This is a genomic window from Mangrovibacter phragmitis (assembly GCF_040429585.1).
In the GTDB taxonomy this organism is placed as follows: domain Bacteria; phylum Pseudomonadota; class Gammaproteobacteria; order Enterobacterales; family Enterobacteriaceae; genus Mangrovibacter; species Mangrovibacter phragmitis.
This window is the reverse complement of record NZ_CP134782.1, coordinates 2,668,007-2,693,159: the sequence shown is the minus strand read 5'-3', so window position 1 is coordinate 2,693,159 and position 25,153 is coordinate 2,668,007. Positions and strand designations below refer to the sequence as shown.

Genomic DNA, 25,153 nt, shown 5'->3' with positions numbered 1-25,153 from the left:
CTAATGTGGGTCAAGTTATGTCGTTAAGCACGTTCAACCGGCGCTGGGCTGCCGTCATTTTGCAGGCATTACACCATAATGGAGTCCGGCATGTGTGTATTGCTCCGGGTTCCCGTTCCACACCACTGACACTGGCTGCCACTCAAACATCGGGGTTTGTTTTTCATACCCATTTTGATGAACGTGGGTTGGGTCACCTTGCGCTTGGTCTTGCCAAAGCCAGTGGCACACCAGTCGCCGTTATTGTGACTTCAGGAACCGCGGTAGCAAATATTTATCCTGCGGTAATTGAAGCGGGCCTGACGGGGGAAAAACTGGTGGTACTGACCGCTGACAGACCGCCGGAATTAATTAATTGTGGCGCCAACCAGGCTATTGTTCAGCCAGGTATTTATGGCGCACACCCTGCCGCCACGCTGAATTTACCTCGTCCCACCGAATCCATTCCGGCACGCTGGTTAGCCAGTGCCATTGACAGCGAAATGGGCGTATTGCGCCATGGTGCGCTGCATATCAACTGCCCATTTGCAGAGCCTTTATATGGCGAAATGGACGATACCGGCCTTACCTGGCAGCAGGCACTGGGAAACTGGTGGCAAGGTGAAAAACCCTGGCAAGTCTACACCGCATCAGGCGGTATCACACAACAGCCTGACTGGCATAGCTGGCGGCAGAAAAAAGGGGTGGTCATTGCGGGCAGGATGACTGCTCAGGAAGGGGAGCGAGTGGCTAACTGGGCCAGTACGCTTGGCTGGCCGTTGATTAGTGATGTCCAGTCCCACACCGGGCAACCGTTGCCTCATGCTGACCTCTGGCTTGCTAACCCGGGTGCGCTCCAGGTACTGGAACAGGCGCGTATCGTTGTGCAATTTGGCGCGAGCCTCACCAGTAAACGCCTGCTCCAGTGGCAGGCCAGCGGTCATCAGGATAACTGGTGGCTGGTGGACCCTTTACCCGGGCGGCTTGACCCGGGGCATCACCGTGGGCGGCGTATCCAGGCAACTGTTGAAGCCTGGCTTGATTTACACCCGGCACACAAGCAGGTTGGCTGGGCAGAAGCGCTCCGGGCTTATGTGCAGCAGGCGGCAGTGGCCGTGGATAAAGAAATTCCGGCTTCGGGCGAAGCGGGGCTGGCGAAGAGTTTGCCCCGGCTATTACCGGAAAAAGGTCAGTTGTTTATTGGTAACAGTTTATCGGTGCGCCTGGTGGATGCATTGGCACAACTCCCTTGTGGTTACCCTGTCTACGGCAACCGGGGAGCCAGCGGTATTGACGGCCTGGTAGCAACCCTTGCGGGGGTTTCACGGGCAACCTGCAGGCCAACGCTTGCTGTGCTGGGGGATTTATCCGCACTGTATGACCTTAACTCACTGGCGTTGTTAAGAGCCAGCCCGGCTCCGGTTGCCCTGGTGGTGGTAAATAACAACGGTGGGCAAATTTTTTCTCTGCTTCCCACCCCGGCAGAAGTAAGAAGCGAATTCTATGCCATGCCGCAGAATGTAGATTTTCGCCATGCTGCTGCGTTATTTGGCCTGCCATATATTGCACCGCAGTCACTTGAGGAGTTAGCCGGGTGCCTGAAACAGTGCTGGTCCGGGCCAGCGGTAGCAACAGTGATTGAACTGAAGGTACCAGAAGCAGAAGGCGCCGCGATGTTACAAAAACTGGTTGCCAGGGCCAGCCAGCAATGAAGCTCGCCGGGCAGATTATACCGGGAGAACAGCCTCAGCGAACGTATCTGGTCTGGCTGCATGGTTTCCTTGGTTCAGCATATGACTGGCAGGCGACCCGTAATGCGTTTACTCGCTGGCCACAACTCTACCTTGATTTACCCGGTCATGGCGCATCTCAGGGAATTACCACACAAGGGTTCGCTGAGTTCTTCACGCAACTGACCCATACGCTGGCGGAGCGGAATATTACGCGGTACTGGCTTATAGGGTATTCACTGGGGGGCAGGCTGGCTATGTACACGGCCTGCCAGCGGCCCGCAGGCCTGGAAGGGATTATTGTTGAAGGCGGTAACCCCGGGCTTGCAGACCAGACGTCGCGGTTGCAACGTATTGAAGCAGACCAGCGCTGGGCTCTGCGGTTTATGTCTGAGCCTCTGGATAAGGTACTGGATGCCTGGTATCGCCAGCCAGTATTTGCTTCACTTTCTGATACAGTTCGCGCGCAATTAATTCAGGAGCGTGCTGGCAATAAGCCTGATGCGCTTGCCAGCGTCCTTGGCAACCTGTCGTTAGGGCGCCAGCCCTGGCTGGGCGACGCATTAGCAGCACTGCCCGTTCCGTTCCATTATCTGTGTGGCGCGAGAGACCAAAAATTTCAGGCTATCGCCCGGGCATTGGGCGCGCCTTCTCATCTCATTGAACATGCCGGGCACAATGCCCACCGGGAAAACCCGGCGGCATATTGCCAGTGTGTTATTGATATTTTGACTCACTATTCTGAGGAACAGCCATGATTTACCCCGATGAACAAGAACTGTATGCCCCCATATCCTGGCAGGACTGCTCTGAAGGTTACGACGATATCCGCTACCACAAATCGGCAGAGGGGATAGCGAAAATCACCATTAACCGCCCGCAAGTGCGTAACGCCTTTCGCCCACAGACCGTTAAAGAGATGATTCAGGCCCTGGCTGATGCGCGTTATGACGATAATATTGGTGTTATTGTGCTGACCGGGGAAGGCGATAAAGCATTTTGTTCGGGTGGCGACCAAAAAGTGCGCGGCGATTACGGTGGTTATAAAGACGACTCTGGTGTGCACCACCTGAATGTGCTGGATTTTCAACGCCAAATCCGTACCTGCCCGAAACCTGTCGTGGCGATGGTTGCTGGTTACTCCATTGGTGGCGGGCATGTGTTACACCTGATGTGCGACCTCACCATTGCGGCTGAAAATGCTGTTTTTGGCCAGACCGGGCCAAAAGTTGGTTCGTTTGATGGCGGCTGGGGCGCATCTTATATGGCACGCATTGTCGGCCAGAAAAAAGCGCGCGAAATCTGGTTTTTGTGCCGTCAGTACGATGCACAGCAGGCGCTGGATATGGGGCTGGTCAATACAGTTGTTCCGCTGGAAAGTCTTGAAAAAGAGACAGTGCGCTGGTGCCGCGAAATGTTGAAAAACAGCCCGATGGCATTACGTTGTCTGAAAGCAGCGTTGAATGCTGACTGCGATGGTCAGGCCGGGTTACAGGAGCTGGCGGGTAATGCCACGATGCTGTTTTACATGACGGAAGAAGGCCAGGAAGGGCGCAATGCATTCAACCAGAAGCGCCAGCCTGATTTCACGAAATTTAAACGGAACCCGTAAATGCGACAGGCACAACTCTGGCGTTACACCATTCCCATGGACACTGGAGTGGTGATTCGTGACCGCAGGCTGAAAATGCGTGAAGGGTTTGTGGTTGAACTGTGTGAAGGCAATCAACGGGGATGGGGAGAAATTGCCCCATTGCCCGGCCTGAGTACAGAAAGCCTCGAAGAAGCGCAGGCTGCTGCGCTGCGCTGGTTATCTGGCTGGCAGGCAGGGCAGGCTTCTGAACTTCCGGCACAACCTTCGGTTGCTTTTGGGTTGAGTTGCGCACTGGCGGAGTTGTCTGGTGAACTGCCTGAGGAGGCAAATTACCACTCGGTGCCACTGTGTACCGGTGACCCGGATGCGTTATTTTCGCTGTTGCAGGGGTTACCTGGCCGTAAAGAAGCCAAAATAAAAGTGGGCCTCTATGAAGCGGTACGCGATGGTATGGTGGTCAGCTTATTGCTGGATGCTATTCCGGATCTCTGGTTGCGTCTGGATGCCAACCGGAGCTGGTCTGCGGAAAAAGCCGCACAGTTTGCCCGGTATGTGCCAGAAGCGTTACGCTCGCGAATTGCTTTTTTTGAAGAGCCTTGTAAAACCCCTGAGTTATCACTGGCCTTTGCCCGGGAAACCGGCATTAAGCTGGCGTGGGATGAAAGCCTGCGCGACGGACATGTGGCGATAAGCCCGTGTCCGGAAGTCAACACTGTGGTCATTAAACCGTCACTAACTGGCAGCCTGCAACAGGTACAGGCATGGGTTAATCAGGCTCATGCGTGTGGTATGAACGTGATAATCAGTTCGGCGATTGAATCAAGCCTTGGGCTAACACAACTGGCGCGCATCGCTGCATGGTTGACGCCCCAAATGACTCCGGGGCTGGACACGCTCTCTTTAATGCAGGCTCAGTTATTACGACCCTGGCCGGGAAGCACATTGCCGCTAGTCAGCCCGTCTGAGCTGGAGTTGGTGCAATGACGCTGGCGAATTACCCCTGGCGGCACTGGGCGCGCTTTGTGCCGCAAAAAGTCGCGTTGCAAACTCAACATGGTGAAATAAGCTGGCAGCAACTGGCAAACCTTGTGGATAACCTGGCGACCAGCTTTCATCACCAGGGAGTGAATGCCGGAATGGGCGTTGCCCTGCGTGGTCGCAACAGTATGCCGTTATTATTAAGCTGGCTGGCGCTGTTGCAATGTGGCGCCCGGGTGTTGCCGCTCAACCCGCAACTGCCGGATACCTTGCTGGAAGCCCTTATCCCGTCGTTATCCATTCATTTTGCTCTGAGTTTTGACTGCGATGCGGTGCCCGGCCCGGTTGTTTTACATTACCAGCCACTGACTGGGGAGTGGGCAGAACCGTGGCAACCAGAGCGCTTTGTCTCCATGACTCTGACATCTGGCTCTACCGGGCTACCAAAGGCCGCTGTACACACGGCAACCGCACAACTTGCCAGCGCCAGGGGCGTAACTGCACTGATGTCGTTTGAGCGTGATGACTGTTGGTTACTGTCACTGCCACTGTTTCATGTCTCCGGCCAGGGTATTTTATGGCGCTGGCTGGCAACCGGGGCTGCCATGGCCCTGCGCCCTGACCAGCCGTTGCCCCAGGCATTGCAGGGGTGTACGCATGCATCTCTGGTTCCTACTCAGTTGTGGCGTTTACTGGCCGATAATCCGGTTTCATTGGGTAATTTAAAAGCGGTACTACTGGGCGGGGCTGCAATTCCTGTCGCATTAACCGATGAAGCGCAACAGAGAGGTATTGCCTGCTGGTGCGGCTATGGCATGACTGAAATGGCTTCAACAGTGACAGCAAAACGTGCCAATGGCCGCGGGGATGTCGGGCAACCATTAGCAGGCCGCGAGGTATGCATTGTGGATAATGAAGTCTGGTTACGGGGTGACAGTCTGGCGGCCGGTTACTGGCATCAGGGCCATTTACTGCCACTGTTGAACTCTGCGGGGTGGTTTGCCACCCGTGACCGGGGAACTTACACCGATAACACGCTCACCATACACGGGCGGCTCGATAATCTCTTTTTCAGTGGTGGAGAAAGCATTCAACCGGAAGAAGTTGAGCGGGTTATCATGGCACATCCACAGGTTCAGCAGGTCATCGTTGTACCCCGTGCCGATGAAGAATTTGGGCATCGTCCGGTAGCTGTTGTGGAACTGGTTGATGCCAGCGCGCTGGTAACATTAAGTGACTGGGTTCGGGATAAACTGGCACGTTTCCAGCAACCCGTTCAGTGGTTACTGTTGCCAGATGTATTACGCCAGGGCGGCATTAAAATTGCCCGTAACGCCGTGATGCAGTGGGTTGCAGAACAAGAATAAACGCACCAGGGCGTGTTTGTTACATTCTGTTGAGAAAGCACCAAATTTCCGTCTTGAATGTCGCCTTCCAGCGGGTAAAATCCGCTTTGTGCTTCAACAGGTTAATTTGCCAGGTATCTGAATTCAGGAAAACAAAATGAATAAGTATCTATTGTTGGCAGTCAGTGGGCTTTTTGCAGTATCTGGCTCAGCCAGTGCCATAGGGATTTACGGCCAGGCCGGGCATAAATACACCAGCATTGGTGTGGGTATGGGGACTTCCACCAGTGGCGTGGCGCTCAGTGGTGACTGGACCCGTCATAATGACAATGGTTATATCGCTGACCTGGGGCTGGGCTACAACCTGCCCGTTGGCCCGGCAATGGTAACTCTGGGTGGCAAGGGGGTGTATATCAAGCCTGACCACGGGAAAACAGGTTACGCGCTGGGAATTGGCGGCGGTCTTAGTGTACCGGTCATGAGCCACGTCTCTGTCTTCGGGCAGTATTATTACGCGCCAGATGCTTTTGCTTCACGTATTGATTCCTATCAGGAAGTGCAGGCAGGTGGCCGCTGGATGGTGTTCCGCCCGTTAACGGTTGAAGCAGGTTATCGCTATATGAGCCTGAAAGACCGGAACGACAACCGGAATACGATTATTGATGGCCCGTATCTGGGTGTCAGTGCGGCGTTTTAATCCCCCTTCAGTCACTTTCCCCACAAACCTTATGCCGCGTAACAACTTGTGCGCGGCGTAAGGTGAAACTGGTGTATCTGTGTATTTGCCAAACCACTGCGCTATAGTGGTGGCTTCCCTCCCACTGGAGTATATCGATGTTAAATGTGGAAATGCTCTCTACCGGCGATGAAGTGCTGTATGGGCAGATAGTCGATACCAATGCATCCTGGCTTGCTGATTTCTTATTTGAACAGGGGTTCCCTATGACACGTCGCCAGACTGTCGGGGATAAATTTGCCGACCTGGTGGCGATACTGCAGGCGCGCAGCCACGAGGCGGATATCCTGATAGTCAACGGTGGCCTGGGGCCAACCAGTGACGACCTGAGTGCGGAAGCTGCCGCGAAAGCCGCAGGTACAGAGTTGGTTATCCATGAAGAGTGGCTGGCGCATATGACGCGTTTCTTTGCAGAGCGCGGCAGGCCAATGGCACCCAGTAACCGCAAGCAGGCGATGATCCCGGCGGGCAGCGAAATGATTGATAACCCGGTTGGGACTGCCTGCGGGTTTGCCATGCAGCTTAACCGTTGCCTGTTTTTTTTCACGCCAGGGGTTCCTTCTGAATTTAAGCAGATGGTTGAACAGGAAATTTTACCGCGCCTGCGCAAGCGTTACCCCAGCATTGAAATGCCGTTGTGCCTGCGTATGACCACATTTGGCCGTTCTGAAAGCGATCTCGCCCAGCAACTGGACCCCCTGCCATTACCAGAAGGCGTGGTACTGGGTTACCGCTCTTCAATGCCGATTATCGAACTGAAGTTGACTGGCCCTTCTGCACAGCGTACAGGCATGCAGCAGGCCTGGCAGAAAATTCGTGATGTGGTGGGCGAAAGCCTGATTTTTGAAGGAACCGAAGGATTACCTGCACAGCTTGCCATGCGGTTACAGGAGCAACATCTGACCCTGGCACTGAGTGAACAGTTTACCGCCGGCATGCTGTGCTGGCAGTTGACCAATGCCGGGGTGGCGGTGGTTCAGGGGCAAGTTTTACCTTCTTCTGCACCAGAGAGCCTGGCAGGCTGCGTTCAGAGTGCCCGGCAACTGGCTGAACAGCAGGGCAGTTCTCTGGCGCTGGTGACTGGCGCAATTGATGCTGACAATATGCAAAATCTGGCATTGCATACACCTGATAAAACGGTTGGGTTGCGGGTTAACTGGTCCGGGCGCCGTCATAGTGTGGAAACCCGCCAGGCTGTCTGTGCGATGCTGGCAATGAATATGCTGCGCCGCTGGTTAAATGGCTGGGATGTGAGCGCAGAACATGGCTGGATCCATATTGAAGAGCAACTGACACATCCAGCCTGAGCATCATTGTGAGCAGTGTTTCTGGCAACTGAAAGTGGAAATAGAAAAGGGAAAACAATGTTTTCCCTTTCGTGTTATGCAGCCGCAGCCGCCGTTACGGCGGTGAGTCAGGTGAGATTCAGCAATCCACTTCCACATCCCCTTGTGCTTTGCAGCAACAAGGTAAAATTTCCCCAGGCTGTATAAACGCCAGCGGTTGAGTCAGCCATTTGACCTGTCCTGCCAGAAGGCGCATACGACACGAGCCGCAATACCCTTCCCGGCACTGATACTCTACAGCCACCTTATGCGATTCCAGTGCGGCCAGCAGTGAAGGGTGGTCGTCACGGCACTCTAACTGGCGGCCAGACTGATGCAAGGTAATACGGTTGCTCATAGTTATAACTGGAAGTTACTCAGGTCATCAGCATCGATTTGTGAATCTATCTGCCCAACCAGATAAGAGCTGACTTCAACTTCCTGAGGCGCAACCTGTACGTTGTCCGACACCAGCCATGTGTTGATCCACGGGATCGGGTTGGAGCGTGTCTGGAATGGCAAGTCCAGCCCAACAGCCTGCATACGGATATTGGTAATATACTCAACATACTGGCACAGAATGTCTTTGTTCAGGCCAATCATTGAGCCATCGCGGAACAGGTAGTTCGCCCAGTCTTTTTCCTGCTGCGCCGCCATAACAAACAGGTCATAGCTTTCCTGCTGGCACTCTTCGGCAATTTCAGCCATTTCCGGGTCGTCTTCGCCGCTACGCATCAGGTTCAGCATATGCTGAGTCCCGGTAAGGTGCAGTGCTTCGTCGCGGGCAATCAGGCGAATGATCTTCGCGTTGCCTTCCATCAGTTCGCGTTCAGCAAAGGCGAATGAGCAGGCAAAACTGACATAAAAGCGAATGGCTTCCAGTGCGTTCACACTCATCAGGCACATATAAAGCTTTTTCTTCAATTCGCGCAGGTTCACCGTAACGGTTTTACCATTCACAGTGTGAGTGCCTTCGCCCAGCAAGTGCCAGTAGCTGGTCAGCTCAATCAGCCCGTCGTAATAGGTGGAGATGTCTTTGGCGCGTTTGATTATCTCTTCGTTTTCTACGATGTCATCAAACACCACCGCCGGGTCATTGACGATATTACGAATGATGTGAGTGTATGAACGGGAATGGATCGTTTCAGAAAATGCCCAGGTTTCTACCCAGGTTTCCAGTTCAGGAATTGAGATAAGTGGCAGCAACGCAACGTTAGGGCTGCGACCCTGAATAGAATCCAGCAGTGTCTGGTATTTCAGATTGCTGATAAATATGTGTTTTTCGTGTTCCGGTAACGCCTGGAAATCGATGCGGTCGCGTGACACATCCACTTCTTCTGGCCGCCAGAAAAATGACAATTGCTTCTCAATCAGTTTTTCGAAAATGTCATATTTCTGCTGGTCATAGCGTGCAACGTTAACGGGCTGACCAAAAAACATGGGTTCGTTGAGCGGGTTATTTTTCTTCTGTGAAAATGTGGTGTATGCCATAAACATTGTCCTGTAAAACGCCACCATTGTCTGAGTGCCGTTTCGCTGTTCTAAACGGGCCCTTTACCGCGTGAAAAGGGAAACAGGCAGACCGGGGTGCCGGCCTGCCTCTGGGTTAAATCTTACACGCGCCGCTTTCGCAACCGTCGTCCTGAATGCTGGGTGCCAGGTCGTCCTGGGCATCTTCAGCACCGTCACGGGTGTTCTGATAGTAAAGGGTTTTGACACCAAATTTATAGGCGGTGAGCAAATCCTTCAGTAATTGCTGCATGGGCACTTTTCCTGACGGGAAACGTGACGGGTCATAATTGGTATTGGCAGAAATAGACTGGTCGATAAATTTCTGCATTAGCCCAACCAGTTGCAGGTAGCCATCGTTACCTGCCATTTCCCACAGCAATTCGTATTTGTCTTTCAGTTGTTCATAATCTGGCACCACCTGGCGCAGAATACCGTCTTTCGACGCTTTAACACTGATATGCCCGCGTGGCGGTTCAATACCATTGGTGGCATTGGAAATCTGTGATGACGTTTCTGACGGCATCAGAGCAGACAACGTTGAGTTACGCAGACCATGGGTTTTAATCGATTCACGCAGGCTTTCCCAGTCATAATGCAGTGGTTCGTTGCAAATCGCATCCAGGTCTTTTTTGTAGGTGTCAACCGGCAGAATACCTTTGGCGTAGGTGGTTTCGTTGAACCACGGGCATGCGCCTTGCTCTTTCGCCAGCTCATTTGATGCTTTCAGCAGGTAATACTGAATGGCTTCGAAGGTTTTGTGCGTCAGATTGTTGGCACTGCCATCGGAGTAGCGCACGCCATGTTTCGCCAGGTAATAAGCGAAGTTAATCACGCCAATACCCAGAGTGCGACGGCCCATGGCACCACGTTTGGCTGCCGGGATGGGGTAATCCTGGTAATCCAGCAGGGCATCCAGTGCACGAACTGCCAGAACCGCCAACTCTTCCAAATCATCCAGGCTGTTGATTGCACCCAGGTTAAACGCGGACAGTGTACACAGCGCAATTTCGCCGTTTTCGTCATTGACGTCATTCAGCGGTTTGGTTGGCAGCGCAATTTCCAGACACAGGTTAGACTGGCGCACTGGCGCAACTGTCGCATCAAACGGGCTGTGCGTGTTGCAGTGGTCGACGTTCTGGATGTAGATACGGCCAGTGGAAGCACGCTCCTGCATCATCAGAGAGAACAGTTCCGCCGCTTTAACGCGTTGTTTGCGAATGCTGTCGTCGTTCTCATACTGGGTGTACAGGCGTTCGAACTCATCCTGGTCTGCAAAGAAGGCGTCGTACAACCCGGGCACATCAGACGGGCTGAAAAGAGTGATATCGCCACCTTTCAGCAAACGGGTGTACATCAGTTTATTAATTTGAACACCATAGTCCATGTGGCGAACACGGTTACCTTCCACACCACGGTTGTTTTTCAACACCAGCAGGCTTTCAACTTCCAGGTGCCACATCGGGTAAAACAGTGTGGCTGCACCACCACGCACACCACCCTGAGAACAGGATTTCACGGCTGTCTGGAAGTGCTTATAGAACGGGATGCACCCGGTATGGAATGCTTCACCACCACGAATCGGGCTACCCAGTGCGCGAATGCGGCCCGCATTAATACCAATACCGGCACGCTGAGACACATACTTAACAATGGCGCTGGATGTTGCGTTGATAGAGTCGAGGCTGTCACCACACTCAATCAGCACACAGGAGCTGAACTGACGTGTAGGGGTACGCACACCAGACATAATTGGTGTTGGCAGTGAAATCTTGAAAGTCGAGACTGCGTCATAGAAACGTTTTACGTAGTCCAGGCGAGTAGCGCGCGGATAACGTGAGAACAGGCAGGCCGCAACCAGAATGTACAAGAACTGGGCGCTTTCATAAATTTCACCGGTAACGCGGTTTTGCACCAGGTATTTCCCTTCCAGCTGTTTTACAGCCGCGTAAGAGAAGGTCATATCGCGCCAGTGGTCGATAAAACCGTCCATCTGCTGGAACTCTTCTTCCGTGTAGTCTTCCAGCAGATGAGTGTCGTATTTACCCATTTCAACCATTTTTACTATATGGTTGTAGAGTTTGGGCGGTTCGAACTGGCCAAACGCTTTTTTACGCAGGTGGAAAATAGCCAGACGGGCAGCGAGATACTGGTAGTCCGGGGCGTCGCGAGAAATCAGGTCCGCGGCTGCTTTGATAATCGTTTCATGGATATCTGAAGTGCGGATACCGTCATAAAACTGGATATGGGAACGCAGTTCAACTTGTGAAACTGAAACGTTGTGCAAGCCTTCTGCCGCCCAGTCGAGGACACGATGAATTTTGTCCAGATTGATGCGCTCTGTACGGCCATCACGTTTCGTTACCAGCAGACTCTGATTCATGTGGGGTTTACCTGTCCGTGAAATAAAAATATCCCCCGCTTATCCACAACGCAGCCTTGTGGCTAACTTTGTGGATAAATACTATATGTTGGGGGTATGGGATAACTGAATCACTATATGGTGAGTATTCTAGTAAGGAATCTTTCAATCTCAAGAGTTGATTTTGCCGAAAAATTGAGGTTCATCTTCGCTGAACAGGTAAGAATGCCCGAATGGTAAGGGCTGAAGGGGATGTCAAGCTGGAGTAACTTTTTTTAAAAAAATGACTGAATGTTGGTTTCTTGCTCGTGAAGTAAATTGCGCAACTTGATGTTGCGCAATTTTTAATAGCAAAAACTTATCTCAGACTGCGCTGCTGGTGGTTGTATGCAACATATAGTTAACATCAACACCCGGTGCCAGGCGGAAATGATCCGTCAACGGGTTGTAATGCAAACCGGTCATATGGCGTTCACGCAAACCGGTGTTACTGAGCCAGTGGATCAGTTCTGCAGGTTTGATAAATTTCTTAATATCGTGGGTGCCTTTGGGCACCATGCGCAGCACGTATTCAGCACCTACCACTGCCATCAGCCAGGCTTTACCATTACGGTTAATAGTGGAAAAGAAAACATGGCCGCCCGGTTTGACGAGGCGCGCGCAGGCCTGCACCACAGATTGTGGGTCCGGCACATGTTCCAGCATCTCCATGCAGGTGACAACATCATAAGCACCAGGGTTCGCGGCAGCATGGTTTTCAACGGTTTCCTGGCGGTAATCAACCTGAATACCGCTTTCCAGCGCGTGCAGTCGGGCAACCTGTAGCGGTTCCCCCCCCATATCCAGCCCGGTTACTGTTGCGCCTTCCCGTGCCATGCTCTCTGCCAGAATGCCACCACCACACCCGACATCCAGCACTCTTTTACCGAACACACCGCCACTGCGTTCATTGATATAGCCCAGGCGTAAAGGGTTAATCCGGTGAAGGGGTTTGAACTCGCCTTCCAGATCCCACCAGCGTGAAGCGATGGCTTCAAATTTAGCTATTTCGTTGTGGTCAACATTGAGCGACACCGGGGTATTTTCGTCATTCATGGACGCCAGAACTCCTCATCAATAGGTGCTGCCGAGTATAACAGCCTGGCGAGATGAATAAAGCGCTACGCCCGTCAGACAAGTTTCCCTGAGACTGCGGGAGTGTGTTATAATTTGCGACCTTTGAATCCGGGATACAGTAGAGGGATAGCGGTCAGATGAGCGACCTTGCCAGAGAAATTACACCGGTCAATATTGAGGAAGAGCTGAAAAGCTCATATCTGGATTATGCCATGTCGGTTATTGTCGGCCGCGCATTGCCAGATGTCCGTGATGGCCTCAAGCCTGTACACCGTCGCGTATTGTTCGCGATGAACGTGTTGGGCAATGACTGGAATAAAGCCTATAAAAAATCCGCCCGTGTCGTCGGTGACGTTATCGGTAAATACCATCCCCATGGTGATTCTGCAGTGTATGACACCATTGTTCGTATGGCGCAGCCATTTTCGTTGCGTTATATGCTGGTCGATGGCCAGGGGAACTTTGGTTCTATCGATGGCGATTCCGCCGCGGCCATGCGTTATACAGAAATTCGTCTGGCGAAAATTGCCCATGAGTTAATGGCTGATCTTGATAAAGAAACAGTCGACTTCGTGGACAACTATGACGGAACAGAAAAAATTCCCGATGTTATGCCAACCAAAATCCCGAACCTGCTGGTTAACGGTTCTTCCGGGATTGCGGTGGGGATGGCAACTAACATACCTCCCCATAACCTGACAGAAGTGATTAACGGCTGTCTGGCGTATATTGAGGATGAAAACATCACCGTTGAAGGGTTGATGGAACACATCCCCGGTCCGGATTTCCCGACCGCAGCAATTATTAATGGCCGTCGCGGTATTGAAGAAGCGTATCGCACAGGGCGCGGGAAAATTTATATTCGCGCCAAAGCAGAGGTGGAAACCGATGCAAAATCTGGCCGCGAAACCATTATCGTGCATGAAATTCCTTATCAGGTGAACAAAGCGCGCCTGATTGAAAAAATTGCCGAGCTGGTGAAAGAGAAACGTGTTGAAGGCATCAGTGCACTGCGCGACGAGTCTGATAAAGACGGGATGCGTATTGTTATTGAAGTCAAACGCGATGCTGTGGGTGAAGTGGTGCTGAACAACCTTTACTCACAAACCCAGTTGCAGGTGTCTTTCGGGATCAACATGGTGGCATTGCACCATGGCCAGCCGAAGATAATGCCGCTGAAAGATATTCTTGAAGCCTTTGTGCGTCACCGCCGTGAAGTAGTGACTCGCCGTACCATCTATGAACTGCGTAAAGCGCGCGACCGTGCACATATCCTTGAAGCACTGGCTGTTGCGCTGGCGAATATCGACCCAGTTATCGAGTTGATTCGCCATGCTCCAACACCGGCTGAAGCGAAAGCGGCGTTAGTGGCGCATGCATGGGATCTGGGTAATGTGGCTGCGATGCTGGAACGTGCTGGTGATGACGCAGCCCGCCCGGAATGGCTGGAACCGCAGTTTGGGGTGCATGACGGGAAATACTACCTGACCGAGCAACAGGCTCAGGCAATTCTTGATTTGCGCCTGCAAAAACTGACTGGCCTTGAGCATGAAAAACTGCTCGATGAGTACAAAGAGCTGCTGGATCAAATTGCTGAGTTGCTCTATATCCTGTCCAGCGCAGAGCGCCTGATGGAAGTTATCCGTGAAGAGCTGGAAGCCGTTCGCGACCAGTTCGGTGACGAACGTCGCACAGAAATCACTGCCAACAGTGCCGACATCAACATTGAAGATCTTATTAATCAGGAAGATGTTGTCGTTACGCTGTCGCATCAGGGATATGTGAAATACCAGCCGCTGTCAGATTATGAAGCGCAGCGCCGTGGTGGTAAGGGTAAATCTGCTGCCCGAATTAAAGAAGAAGACTTTATTGACCGCCTGCTGGTCGCCAATACTCATGACACAATCCTGTGCTTCTCCAGCCGGGGCCGTCTGTACTGGATGAAAGTCTACCAATTGCCGGAAGCAAGCCGTGGCGCGCGTGGCAGGCCAATCGTCAACCTGTTGCCACTGGAGCAGGACGAACGTATTACCGCGATTTTGCCTGTGCGCGAATACGAAGAAGGCGTGAATGTCTTTATGGCGACTGCGAGTGGTACTGTGAAGAAAACCGCGCTGACTGAGTTCAGTCGCCCACGTAGTGCAGGTATTATCGCCGTGAACCTTAACGAAGGCGATGAACTGATTGGTGTGAACCTGACTCAGAAAGACGACGAAGTCATGTTGTTCTCTGCGTTTGGCAAGGTGGTGCGCTTTAAAGAGGACGCAGTACGTGCCATGGGCCGTACTGCCACCGGTGTGCGTGGTATCAAGCTGGCAGACAAAGACAGCGTGGTATCACTGATTGTGCCACACGGTGAAGGTGCCATTCTGACAGTTACCCAAAACGGTTACGGTAAACGTACCGGTGAGAAAGAGTACCCGACTAAGTCCCGTGCGACTCAGGGGGTTATCTCTATCAAAGTGACCGAACGTAATGGGGAAGTCGTTGGTGCTGTTCAGGTTGATGACGCTGACCAGATTATGATGATCACCGATGCCGGTACGCTGGTGCGTACACGCGTTTCTGAAATCAGCGTTGTGGGCCGTAATACTCAGGGCGTGATTCTGATTCGCACGGCGGAAGATGAGCATGTCGTGGGTCTGCAACGTGTTGCTGAACCAGTAGACGACGAAGAACTCGACAGCATTGATGGTTCTGTAGCAGAAGGCGATGATGACATTGCGCCGGAAGCGGAACAGGATGATGATGTTGCCGATGACAGTGAAGATTAATCTGAAATCATCACATTATGAAGGGCCGGGTAACCGGCCCTTTTTCTTTGCCATTGCGACCACTCACTTTTATCGCTAAGTTAACGTTTTATTATTGACTGACTGACTCTTACCGGGCTTACATTGAAATACGCCGTCTCTTTCCGCAGCACGCTTAAAGTCTCGCGCTATCTTTTTCGGGCGCTGGCACTGTTACTATGGCTTCTGATAGCCCTGTTTTCGGTGTTTTACATCGCAGGCGCGTTACATGATAAAGAAGCGGAAATACATCAGGAGCTCACTCTGAGCTTTGACCAGGCGCAGCGGTATATTCAGCGCACCACCGATGTGGTGAAAGAACTCAAGTACATAACAGAAAATCGCCCGACCGATAACGCAACGCCAGGTAGTAACCGGGGAGGTAGCGCACCCGCATTTTTGCCTCTGGGTAATAATGTGGATTGCAGTGCGCTTGACCAGTCATGGCAAGGCTCCATGCTGTCGCTATCAGGTTTTCTGCGTTACTGGCGCGATAATTTCTCGGCAAACTACGATTTGAACCGGGTATTTTTGGTGGCTGGAGATAACCAGTGCATTGCTGATTTTTCATTACGTAATACTTCGCCTGGCCAGGATAAAGCACTTTCAGTGCTTAATGAGCGGTTAAAACATTACCGTGATGCCCCTATGGATGAGCGTATTAATACCGTTTACTGGGTGGCACCTGGTAGCCGTCCGGGAACCGGGTATTTTTATACATTAACGCCAGTGTTTCTCGCTAACCGGGTTCAGGCCTTGCTCGGGGTTGAACAGAGTATTCGCCAGGAAAACTTTATGCTACCGGGTAACTTGCCAGTAGATATCACGCTGATGGATGAAAATGGCCATTCGCTGGTATCTCTGACCGGGGAAAGTGGGCATTTATCACTGCAGCCAGACTGGCTTCAGGCACGCACCTGGTTTGGTTACACCAGTGGGTTTAAAGAGCTGGCATTGAAAAAAAACCTGATGCCGTCATCGCTCAGTGTGGTGTACAGCGTGCCAGTTGATAAAGTGCTGGATGAAATCCGTATTCTTATTCTGAATGCCGTGTTGCTGAATATTTTGGTTGGCGTGGTGCTGTTTACCCTGGCAAGAATGTATGAGCGGCGTATTTTTATCCCGGCAGAGACGGATGCTCAGCGCCTGGAAGAGCACGAGCAGTTTAACCGTAAAATTGTGGCTTCAGCACCAGTAGGTATTTGTATTCTGCGCACGCTGGATGGCACCAATATTCTCAGTAATGAACTGGCGCACAATTACCTGAACATGCTGACCCATGAAGACCGTCAGCGCCTGACGCAAATCATTTGCGGCCAGCAGGTGAACTTTGTTGACGTGCTCACCAGCGACAACACGAACCTGCAGATAAGTTTTGTACACTCACGTTATCGTAACGAGAATGTGGCGATTTGTGTGCTGGTGGATGTCAGCGCTCGTGTGAAGATGGAAGAGTCATTACAGGACATGGCCCATGCTGCAGAGCAGGCCAGCCAGTCTAAATCGATGTTCCTCGCAACGGTAAGCCACGAATTACGTACTCCACTGTATGGCATCATCGGTAACCTGGATTTGTTGCAAACCCGTGAATTACCCGATGGTGTTGACCGGCTGGTCACAGCAATGAACAACTCATCCAGCCTGCTACTGAAGATAATCAGCGATATTCTCGATTTCTCGAAAATTGAATCAGAGCAGTTAAAAATTGAACCGCGTGAGTTTTCTCCCCGTGAAGTGATGACCCATGTTACTGCAAACTACCAACCTCTGGTGGTGCGTAAACAAATGGGGCTCTACTGTTTTATCGCGCCTTCCGTACCGTTAACCTTACGTGGCGACCCAATGCGTTTACAGCAGGTGATTTCAAACTTGCTGAGCAACGCGATTAAGTTCACCGATACCGGCTGCATTATTCTTGATGTGCGCTGTACAGATGATTATCTCTGCTTCCGGGTGCGTGATACCGGAGAAGGGATTGCTGCCAAAGAAGTTGTGCGCCTGTTTGATCCTTTTTTCCAGGTGGGAACAGGGGTCCAGCGCAACTTCCAGGGTACCGGGCTGGGGTTGGCAATATGCGAGAAGCTTATCACCATGATGGACGGCGATATTGCGGTAGATTCCGAACCCGGTATGGGGAGCCAGTTTACGGTCCGTATTCCGTTGTATGAAGCTAAACCGGTTCCGGTGATGGCGGCATCGGAACTGACCCATAAGCATTGCTGGCTGGCTGTCAGTAATGCTTTCCTGAGTGACTTTTTAGCGAAGTTGCTGGCAAGTAAAGGTATCAAAGCCAGTTTCTGGCAAGGAGAAACGCCAGACGCGGATGATGTGTTAATCACTGATGACGTGTTAAGTAACCCCTGGCCCGGGCGTGCTGTGGTTCAGTTCTGTCGCCGGCATATTGGAATTCCTCTGGAAAGCGAACCCGGTATTTGGCTACACAGCGTTGCTTCTCCACATGATTTGGTGGCGTTGCTGGCGAAAATTTATCAGGTGGATGTCAAGGTTCCCGGCAATGAGGTGAACTTACCAGAGCCTTCGGAGATCAGTGAACAGAATGATGACATTATGGTTCTGATCGTGGACGATCACCCGATAAACCGCCGTTTGCTGGCGGACCAGCTTGCATCGCTTGGGTATAACCAGTGTAAGACTGCGGGTGATGGTGTGGAAGCGCTCGAGGTGCTCAGCAAGCATCATATCGATATTATTCTGAGCGATGTGAACATGCCAAATATGGATGGTTATCGCCTGACACAACGTATTCGCCAGTTAGGTTTGACATTACCTGTTATTGGTGTGACGGCGAATGCGCTGGCAGAAGAGAAGCAGCGTTGTTTTGAGTCGGGGATGGATAGTTGTTTGTCTAAGCCAGTGACGCTGGATGTGTTGAAGCAGACGCTGGCGGTGTTTGCTGAGCGGGTGAGGAATCATCGGGAGTAAAGGGGCTTGCCCCTTTGTTATTCCTGTTTTCGCGGGTGGCCGGTGCTCACCGGGTGTGGTTGTTTTCATTCACTTGCAGTGTGTCAGTGTAGTGGGTTCCGTTCACCTGAAGTGAGGTGACTAATGTGGCTACACAGCCAGTGAACGGGCTAAAGGGGGCTCGCCCCCTTTGCAATCCCCGTTTTCGCGGGCGACCGGTGCTGCGCACTGCGTTCACCTCCGGGCAGTCAGCCTGCGGCCGGCTCGACTCGGCATCCATGCCTCGTTTCGCCTTATTCCGCCGTCCGGGCGGAATAACCTTGTCTTCCTTTCTCCGGTTCACCGGTCTTACGCGAACTGTCCCTCGCTGCAAGTAGCTGTTTTTTTGTGTGGTGCTGAGTGGCTGGAGGATTTGTGCCCGGTATGTCTTTATTTATTTTTTGCTGCTGGCTTACAAACGGGTGGGTTTGGGTGGCCTCTAAATCGTTGAGGCGTGCCTGGCGGGCCGGGGCTGCCTGCAGGACGCAGGCAGAGCGACGGGAGGCAGGATGCCGACTCGGAGCGGTACCCGAACAGGCCGCCGGGGTAAGCCGAATGTCCGCGAAGCGGCGATTTTGCCGGCCACAAAAGGGGGTGCAGGGGGCCAGTGCCCCCTGCGGGCGCCGGGCGCTGGTGGTGAGAGAAAGCAGTGTGATGGATACGGCGCGCAACTGGCTCAGTACTGGCAGATGACTGTTACTGCGGTGACTGTTCCGTTCACTTGCAGTGTGGTTGTTTCCATTCACCTGGACTGATGTGAAAGTTCCGTTCACCTGAAGTGAGGTGACTAATGTGGCTGCACAGCCAGTGAACGGGCTAAGGGGGCTCGCCCCCTTTGCAATCCCCGTTTTCGCGGGCGACCGGTGCTGCGCACTGCGTTCACCTCCGGGCTGTCAGCCTGCGGCCGGCTCGACTCGGCGTCCTGCCTCGTTTCGCCTTATTCCGCCGTCCGGGCGGAATAACCTTGTCTTCCTTTCTCCGGTTCACCGGTCTTACGCGAACTGTCCCCGCTGCAAGTGGCGGGGCTTTTGTGTTGTGCTGAGTGGCTGTGGGATTGGTGCCTGATAAGTCTTTGTGTGTTTTTGGCTGAGGTATTAAAGGCGTGAAAGGGGAAAGCCGTGCGGAATGCTGGCAAAGTACAACGAAAAACAGCAGGGGAAGCCCTGCTGTTTTAGTGAAGAGGAAAGTAAAAACTTACTCTTTATCGGCTGGTGTTAATGTCACCGACGACAAGTAATTCAACAGAGCAATATCGTTATCCACACCCAGTTTCATCATGGCTGATTTCTTCTGGCTACTGATAGTTTTAATACTGCGGTTAAGCTTTTTGGCAATTTCAGTCACCAGGAAGCCTTCAGCAAACAAGCGTAATACTTCGCTCTCTTTTGGTGACAGGCGTTTGTCGCCATAGCCACCGGCGCTGATTTTTTCCAGCAGACGGGAGACACTTTCCGGTGTGAATTTTTTGCCTTTCTGCAAAGCTGCCAGAGCTTTAGGCAGGTCTGTCGGTGCCCCTTGTTTCAGTACGATACCTTCAATATCCAGGTCCAGCACAGCACTCAGAATGGCCGGGTTATTGTTCATTGTCAGTACAATAATGGAAATCGATGGGAAATGGCGCTTAATGTATTTGATAAGCGTGATCCCGTCGCCGTATTTGTCCCCGGGCATGGAAAGGTCGGTAATCAGGACATTCGCGTCCAGTTTTGGAAGATTGTTAATAAGCGCTGTGGAATCTTCGAATTCACCAACAACATTAACCCACTCAATTTGCTCCAGAGATTTGCGAATCCCGAACAAAACGATCGGATGGTCATCGGCAATAATTACGTTCATATTGTTCATGTTTTAGGTTACCTTTTTACAGTAAGCTATTGACGTAAGTATCAATATCACTGATGTATTTTTCTATGGCAGGTGCATCTTTTTCACGAATGTGATGCTCCAGCGTTTCACACAACTGTTTCCCTGGTACCAGATTCAACATAGCAAAAACGCCTTTAAGTCTGTGTGCCGTTTGGGCCAGCGCTAAAAAGTCGTTTGCCTGTGACTCATTTTGCAGACGTTTTACATCGTCAGGCACGGTATCTACAAACAGCGCATAATAACCACTTGCATGAAGTTGGGCCGTTTCATCACTCACTCCTGAGCCACTTGCTTGCGTATCGTCATCAGCCATTTGCGCTTCAATAAGCTGAAGTATTGCGTCCTGCATTGCATTACTCATATTGAAGTTTACACGATAACGGGCATTTCCGATTTTCCGTAAACCGTTCTCATCATCGCTTAAAAGCAAGCCCGATGCAGTAAGATTAGACGGATTATCTGTTAAAAATATATCAAATGCTTGACTTGATGATTGCTCATCAGGCGCAACACAGCTGGCACCCCAGCTTTCTAACTGTCTGGTGACAATGTTACGGACATCACGTGAAGCAATATCCACCATGGCGACAACACCATCCAGCAGGCGTTCTTCCTGTTCCTGTACCGCTTGTTTGCCTTCCTGTGGCAGTTGCAAATGCAGGGTATAACGGGTACCCAGCTCATTTTTTGATTTAATGCTCAGAGTGCCGCCCATTTTGCGGGCCAACTGGTTGCACAAGAAAAATGTCAGGCCATTCGCCTGTGCATAACGGTCTTCGGTGGTGGCATTGAGGAACGGGAAGTGCAGATTATCCACTTCGTCATCACTTATTCCTTTCCCGGTATCGGTGATACGGAAAATCAGCCCGTCATCCATACCTTCATCCTGGGTAATATCCAGGGTTATTTTACCAATTTCGGTGGTCGTGGCAGCGTAGTGCAACAACATCAGTAGCATACGGTGCAACGTTTCCCGGTCACCATGGCGGTTTTCTGTGGCAGGGATTGGGTTATTCACCAGTAATTGCAAACCCTTACGCTTAATGACTGGCAAAATCGCTGGCACAACATCATCAAGCAAAGACTGCAACGAGAAACAGGAGGTACTGCTTTTCCAGCTGTCATCTTCCAGCATGTTCAGTAACTGCATTTCATCCACCAGGTGAGCCAGGCGGTCTGCGTCATCGGCCAGTGCGAGGTGCTCGGGTGTTTGCAGCCCTGACGCTTTTTCTGCCAGAGCATCAATGGGGCCTTTTAGAGCATGGCAAATATGCTGCATGAAGGCGCTGCGACCCTGTTGGTTTTTCTCATACAGGCGCTGTGCCTGGCGCAGTTTCTTCGTTACCAGAATCTCTTTGTCCTGATCGCGGATAATGAAAATTTGTACCCGTGAAACAATCTGGCTGCGGTACTGGCGAATTTCGTACAGCTCATTATTCACTGTTGCCTGAATAACGCCCTGGTGCTGGTCCGCCATAGATATAATATTTTTCAGGTTCAGGTGGGGGAGCAGGTTATCAGCCATTTTATTACTGATAACCGTGCGATTGTTCTCGATATCCTGAACCAGAATACCCAACGGCACGACAGACAGAATCTCTTCATTCAGCGCTCTGAGCGCTTGTAATTCCTTCCCGTTAGATGCTGGCGCATTATCCGATGCATGACGTGAAGGTTGCTGGCGGAAGGTAATCAGCCCAAAGATGGCCAGTGCAATCAGGCCAATAGTCAGCAATACCCCCAACAGGACATTTTGCAATGTCTCCATTATCATGGTGCCGGTGGGCACTTCCCATACCAGTTTCATACCTGTTGTGACAACAGGTACTGAGATTTCAATATGACCACCATTGAAGCCAATACTCACCAGGCTTTCTGACTGGTTCTTGGTGGTTTTTAAATGTGCCTGTTCATCGTTATCCAGGCGAAAGTTATCCACCGACATGTTGGCGGGAAGTAAATCGTTGACTGGCATATCAAAGGCAACCACAGTCGCCAGATGACCCGGTTGGTTAAACGTGGTGCGCACGGTGAAGTAATCGTAGTTTTGCCACTCCATTTGCCGCAGGCCTGAGAAACTTTCCCGTTCATCCAGTGCATTTGCCTGTTGCAGCATCTCAGCCCGGCGTTGATCAACCATATTGCTGATACTGGACTCTTTAAAGCCGGAGGTTAAATCCTTTAATGGCAAAGTGGACACCAGCACCATACTGTTATCCTGGCCGTTCAGATAATACATTGACCATGGCGCAGACTCGGCACCCCAGAGAATATCCAGATAATTGGAAATCCTTTGCGTCATGGCAAGCGTACTGCTGTCGTGGGAACCAAAAATCAACGCTTCGGTTTTGCGGCGTGGCTTTTCAAGGTAATACACATCCTGGCGCAGTCGCGTTTCCTGGATCTCATTACTGGCACTGGCAGGGGCTGCGGCAACATTGTCATAAATTTGCCAGGTCACATAACGCCAGGTCTCAATGCGTTTATGCATAGCCTGAGCCACATCCACAACCTGCAGGCTCTTGTCTTTCAGCCAGGTATTGACCGCACTCTGTAGCGTTACGCCAAGCGTAACCAGTAACACAACGATCAACAGGATGAAGTAGCGCGATATGCTGCCTGGTTTTAAGGAAAACTTATTGGGGTTCATAGCCTCTGAGTGTTTCTTTATTATCAGTTAGTGAAGACCAGCCACCGCAATTGCGTGAAACCAGGCTGAAAAGCGTATCATCACATATCCCGCCTTCCCATGGTACAAGGGATTTTGTCGTGGCAACTGTCACATATACCAGCATGGTGTATACCCGGACTGACTGGAGCTTGCAAAACTTTATCCGGCTTTTTCAGCCAGGTTGTCTGGCCTCGTGACGATGCAATTATCGGTTACCGCTACGGAATATCGCTTCTAATTGTATAGCGCAAAATACCGAGACGCACGGATGTGCGAGCAATCAGATATGCGCAATACCTTGCCTTGTATTGTGAAATTAACCATCAGATAAAGCTCATTTTTCGTGTTTTGTTTTTAAGGAATAATCTGAAAATTTGGAAGGTGGTTGCGAGGATATGTAACAAGAGGCATTTAACAGCACAAAAAGATAATAAATTATAGTTCACGAAATTCAATTTGTCTAAAAATCAAACCAAATAATTAATAGTCGTTACAATTTTATATGTTAATTATCATCTTATAGCATTACCCGCGTGAGGCAAAAAAAAAGCCGAATGTAAGACATTCGGCGAGAAATTGGGGTAAACAGACATTCAGAACTGAATGACGGTAATAAATAAAATTAATGATGATAGCGTCGGTAATTTTAGAATGAATTAAGAGGGTGTGTTTAACATTCAGTGCGGCAAACATTGTTTTTGTTTAAATATTTGATTTTATTTATTTTTTTATATTTTTTGATTTTTAATGCGAATATTTTTAGCTATTGGTGCTAAAAAAAGTTCCGTCATTTTTACATTTTGTTACATATGAAAAGTGTAATGAAACACCACAAAAGTTTTAGTATCAAAATCCCATTGGATTAATCTGTATTGGTTTAAGACAATGGTATCTGCCGACTGGTTCCGTAATCAGTATGCAGTGGCAATAATAAATAAAGGCAAATAACAGAGGGTAATAACATGAAAGCTAAAGTACTGGCTCTGCTGGTTCCGGCTCTGCTGGCAGCAGGCGCAGCTCACGCGGCTGAAATCTATAATAAAGATGGCAACAAATTGGATCTGTACGGTAAAGTTGACGGCCTGCATTATTTTTCCAGCAATCCAAGCCAGGATGGCGACCAGACCTATATCCGTCTGGGCTTTAAAGGTGAAACCCAAATTAATGACCAACTGGTCGGTTATGGTCAGTGGGAATATCAGGTACAGGGTAACACTACTGAGTCCGAGAATCAGTCATGGACTCGTGTAGCATTCGCTGGTTTGAAAGTGGGCGATGCGGGTTCTCTTGATTATGGTCGTAACTACGGCGCTATCTATGATGTCGCATCCTGGACCGACGTACTGCCAGAATTCGGTGGTGATACCTACGGTTCTGATAACTTCATGATGCAACGTGCTAACGGCCTGCTGACTTATCGTAACAATGACTTCTTTGGCCTGGTTGATGGCCTGAATTTCGCCCTGCAGTATCAGGGTAAAAACGGTAGTGTAAGTGGTGAAGACAGCACCGGGCGTTCTGTGTTGAAACAGAATGGTGACGGCTTTGCAATGTCTGCAACCTATGATATCGGCGGTGGTTTCAGCCTCGGTGGTGCAATGGCAAGCTCCAAACGTACCGCTGACCAGAACAACATGGCCGGTATCTACGGTAACGGTGACCATGCAGAGGCTTACACTGGTGGCCTGAAATATGATGCTAACAACATCTACCTGGCCGCGCAGTATACCCAAACTTACAACGCAACTCGTTTCGGTGGTGACTCAAGTTCGGCTGCTTACGGCTTTGCTGATAAAGCACAGAACTTCGAAGTGGTTGCTCAGTATCAGTTCGACTTCGGTCTGCGTCCGTCCATTGCTTACCTGCAGTCTCGCGGTAAAGACATCAGCAACGGTACGACCAACTACGGCGACCAGGATCTGCTGAAATACATTGATGTAGGCACTACCTACTACTTCAACAAAAACTTCTCTACCTATGTTGATTACAAAATCAACCTGCTCAATGAAAATGACTTCACCAGAGCATCTGGTACCAATACTGATAACGTTGTAGGTCTGGGCGCAGTTTACCAGTTCTAATAGCGTGTTATGCCTACGAAAGGAGCCTGATGGCTCCTTTTTTACGGAATAAGCTTTACGAAATAAGTAAAATTTGCGCCTTCTTCACTGCCTGCCCATTTGGTGCC

The 25,153-nt window shown here is 50.9% G+C and carries 17 protein-coding genes; 11 read left to right on the top strand and 6 right to left on the bottom strand.

All coding sequences use genetic code 11. The features are described from left to right. The first annotated feature begins 17 nt into the window (after positions 1-17). The 7 genes from menD (at position 18) to MPHASIOC01_RS13005 (ending at position 7,670) form a co-directional block, all read left to right on the top strand. Positions 18-1,691, top strand: coding sequence for a 2-succinyl-5-enolpyruvyl-6-hydroxy-3-cyclohexene-1-carboxylic-acid synthase (gene menD / locus MPHASIOC01_RS13035; RefSeq protein WP_353614830.1), 1,674 nt, complete (start codon positions 18-20; stop codon positions 1,689-1,691). Next, positions 1,688-2,467 carry a 2-succinyl-6-hydroxy-2,4-cyclohexadiene-1-carboxylate synthase gene (gene menH, locus MPHASIOC01_RS13030; protein WP_353614829.1) on the top strand — a complete coding sequence of 260 codons (780 nt, stop codon included), beginning with the start codon at positions 1,688-1,690 and terminating at the stop codon, positions 2,465-2,467. The genes menD and menH overlap by 4 nt, the downstream gene beginning before the upstream one ends. Then, positions 2,464-3,321 (top strand): 1,4-dihydroxy-2-naphthoyl-CoA synthase, encoded by an 858-nt coding sequence (gene menB, locus MPHASIOC01_RS13025; protein WP_064595161.1) that lies wholly within the window; start codon positions 2,464-2,466, stop codon positions 3,319-3,321. Before menH ends, menB begins: the two co-directional genes overlap by 4 nt. Next, positions 3,322-4,287 carry an o-succinylbenzoate synthase gene (gene menC, locus MPHASIOC01_RS13020; protein WP_064595159.1) on the top strand — a complete coding sequence of 322 codons (966 nt, stop codon included), beginning with the start codon at positions 3,322-3,324 and terminating at the stop codon, positions 4,285-4,287. Then, positions 4,284-5,648 carry an o-succinylbenzoate--CoA ligase gene (gene menE, locus MPHASIOC01_RS13015; RefSeq protein WP_353614828.1) on the top strand — a complete coding sequence of 455 codons (1,365 nt, stop codon included), beginning with the start codon at positions 4,284-4,286 and terminating at the stop codon, positions 5,646-5,648. The genes menC and menE overlap by 4 nt, the downstream gene beginning before the upstream one ends. A gap of 136 nt (positions 5,649-5,784) precedes the next feature. Then, positions 5,785-6,324, top strand: a complete 540-nt coding sequence (locus MPHASIOC01_RS13010) for a YfaZ family outer membrane protein (protein WP_353614827.1) — start codon at positions 5,785-5,787, stop codon at positions 6,322-6,324. A gap of 137 nt (positions 6,325-6,461) precedes the next feature. Continuing rightward, positions 6,462-7,670: a nicotinamide mononucleotide deamidase-related protein YfaY gene (locus MPHASIOC01_RS13005; RefSeq protein ID WP_353614826.1), complete on the top strand. Its 1,209-nt coding sequence runs from the start codon at positions 6,462-6,464 to the stop codon at positions 7,668-7,670. Positions 7,671-7,788: 118 nt separating this feature from the next. Here the strand turns inward: MPHASIOC01_RS13005 and yfaE are convergent, their stop codons facing one another. The 4 genes from yfaE to ubiG form a co-directional block, all read right to left on the bottom strand. Beyond that, on the bottom strand, positions 7,789-8,046 hold the full coding sequence (gene yfaE, locus MPHASIOC01_RS13000) for a class I ribonucleotide reductase maintenance protein YfaE (protein WP_064595151.1): 258 nt from the start codon (positions 8,044-8,046) through the stop codon (positions 7,789-7,791). Positions 8,047-8,048: 2 nt separating this feature from the next. Next, positions 8,049-9,179, bottom strand: a complete 1,131-nt coding sequence (nrdB, locus tag MPHASIOC01_RS12995; protein WP_036115937.1) for a class Ia ribonucleoside-diphosphate reductase subunit beta — start codon at positions 9,177-9,179, stop codon at positions 8,049-8,051. A gap of 115 nt (positions 9,180-9,294) precedes the next feature. Further along, the gene (nrdA, locus tag MPHASIOC01_RS12990; protein WP_353614825.1) at positions 9,295-11,580 is read right to left on the bottom strand and encodes a class 1a ribonucleoside-diphosphate reductase subunit alpha; all 2,286 of its coding nucleotides are present in this window, start codon (positions 11,578-11,580) and stop codon (positions 9,295-9,297) included. A 342-nt stretch (positions 11,581-11,922) separates the two neighbouring features. Beyond that, positions 11,923-12,654: a bifunctional 2-polyprenyl-6-hydroxyphenol methylase/3-demethylubiquinol 3-O-methyltransferase UbiG gene (gene ubiG / locus MPHASIOC01_RS12985; RefSeq protein WP_064595147.1), complete on the bottom strand. Its 732-nt coding sequence runs from the start codon at positions 12,652-12,654 to the stop codon at positions 11,923-11,925. A 158-nt stretch (positions 12,655-12,812) separates the two neighbouring features. Here ubiG and gyrA point away from each other — a divergent pair, with 158 nt between their 5' ends. The 3 genes from gyrA (at position 12,813) to MPHASIOC01_RS12970 (ending at position 19,183) form a co-directional block, all read left to right on the top strand. After that, positions 12,813-15,449 (top strand): DNA topoisomerase (ATP-hydrolyzing) subunit A, encoded by a 2,637-nt coding sequence (gene gyrA / locus MPHASIOC01_RS12980; RefSeq protein WP_064595145.1) that lies wholly within the window; start codon positions 12,813-12,815, stop codon positions 15,447-15,449. Between the two features lie 123 nt (positions 15,450-15,572). Continuing rightward, positions 15,573-18,410, top strand: coding sequence for a two-component system sensor histidine kinase RcsC (rcsC, locus tag MPHASIOC01_RS12975; protein ID WP_064595143.1), 2,838 nt, complete (start codon positions 15,573-15,575; stop codon positions 18,408-18,410). Positions 18,411-18,937: 527 nt separating this feature from the next. Then, the gene (locus MPHASIOC01_RS12970; protein WP_353614824.1) at positions 18,938-19,183 is read left to right on the top strand and encodes a hypothetical protein; all 246 of its coding nucleotides are present in this window, start codon (positions 18,938-18,940) and stop codon (positions 19,181-19,183) included. 439 nt (positions 19,184-19,622) lie between these two features. On the opposite strand, the gene rcsB is transcribed toward MPHASIOC01_RS12970, so the two are convergent. Together rcsB and rcsD are read right to left on the bottom strand one after the other, a co-directional pair. Further along, positions 19,623-20,273: a response regulator transcription factor RcsB gene (gene rcsB / locus MPHASIOC01_RS12965; protein WP_036111472.1), complete on the bottom strand. Its 651-nt coding sequence runs from the start codon at positions 20,271-20,273 to the stop codon at positions 19,623-19,625. Positions 20,274-20,289: 16 nt separating this feature from the next. Further along, a complete protein-coding gene (gene rcsD, locus MPHASIOC01_RS12960; RefSeq protein ID WP_064595138.1) occupies positions 20,290-22,944 on the bottom strand; it encodes a phosphotransferase RcsD in 2,655 nt (884 codons plus the stop codon). A 983-nt stretch (positions 22,945-23,927) separates the two neighbouring features. Here rcsD and ompC point away from each other — a divergent pair. Then, a complete protein-coding gene (gene ompC / locus MPHASIOC01_RS12955; protein WP_353614823.1) occupies positions 23,928-25,046 on the top strand; it encodes a porin OmpC in 1,119 nt (372 codons plus the stop codon). Positions 25,047-25,153: the final 107 nt, after the last annotated feature.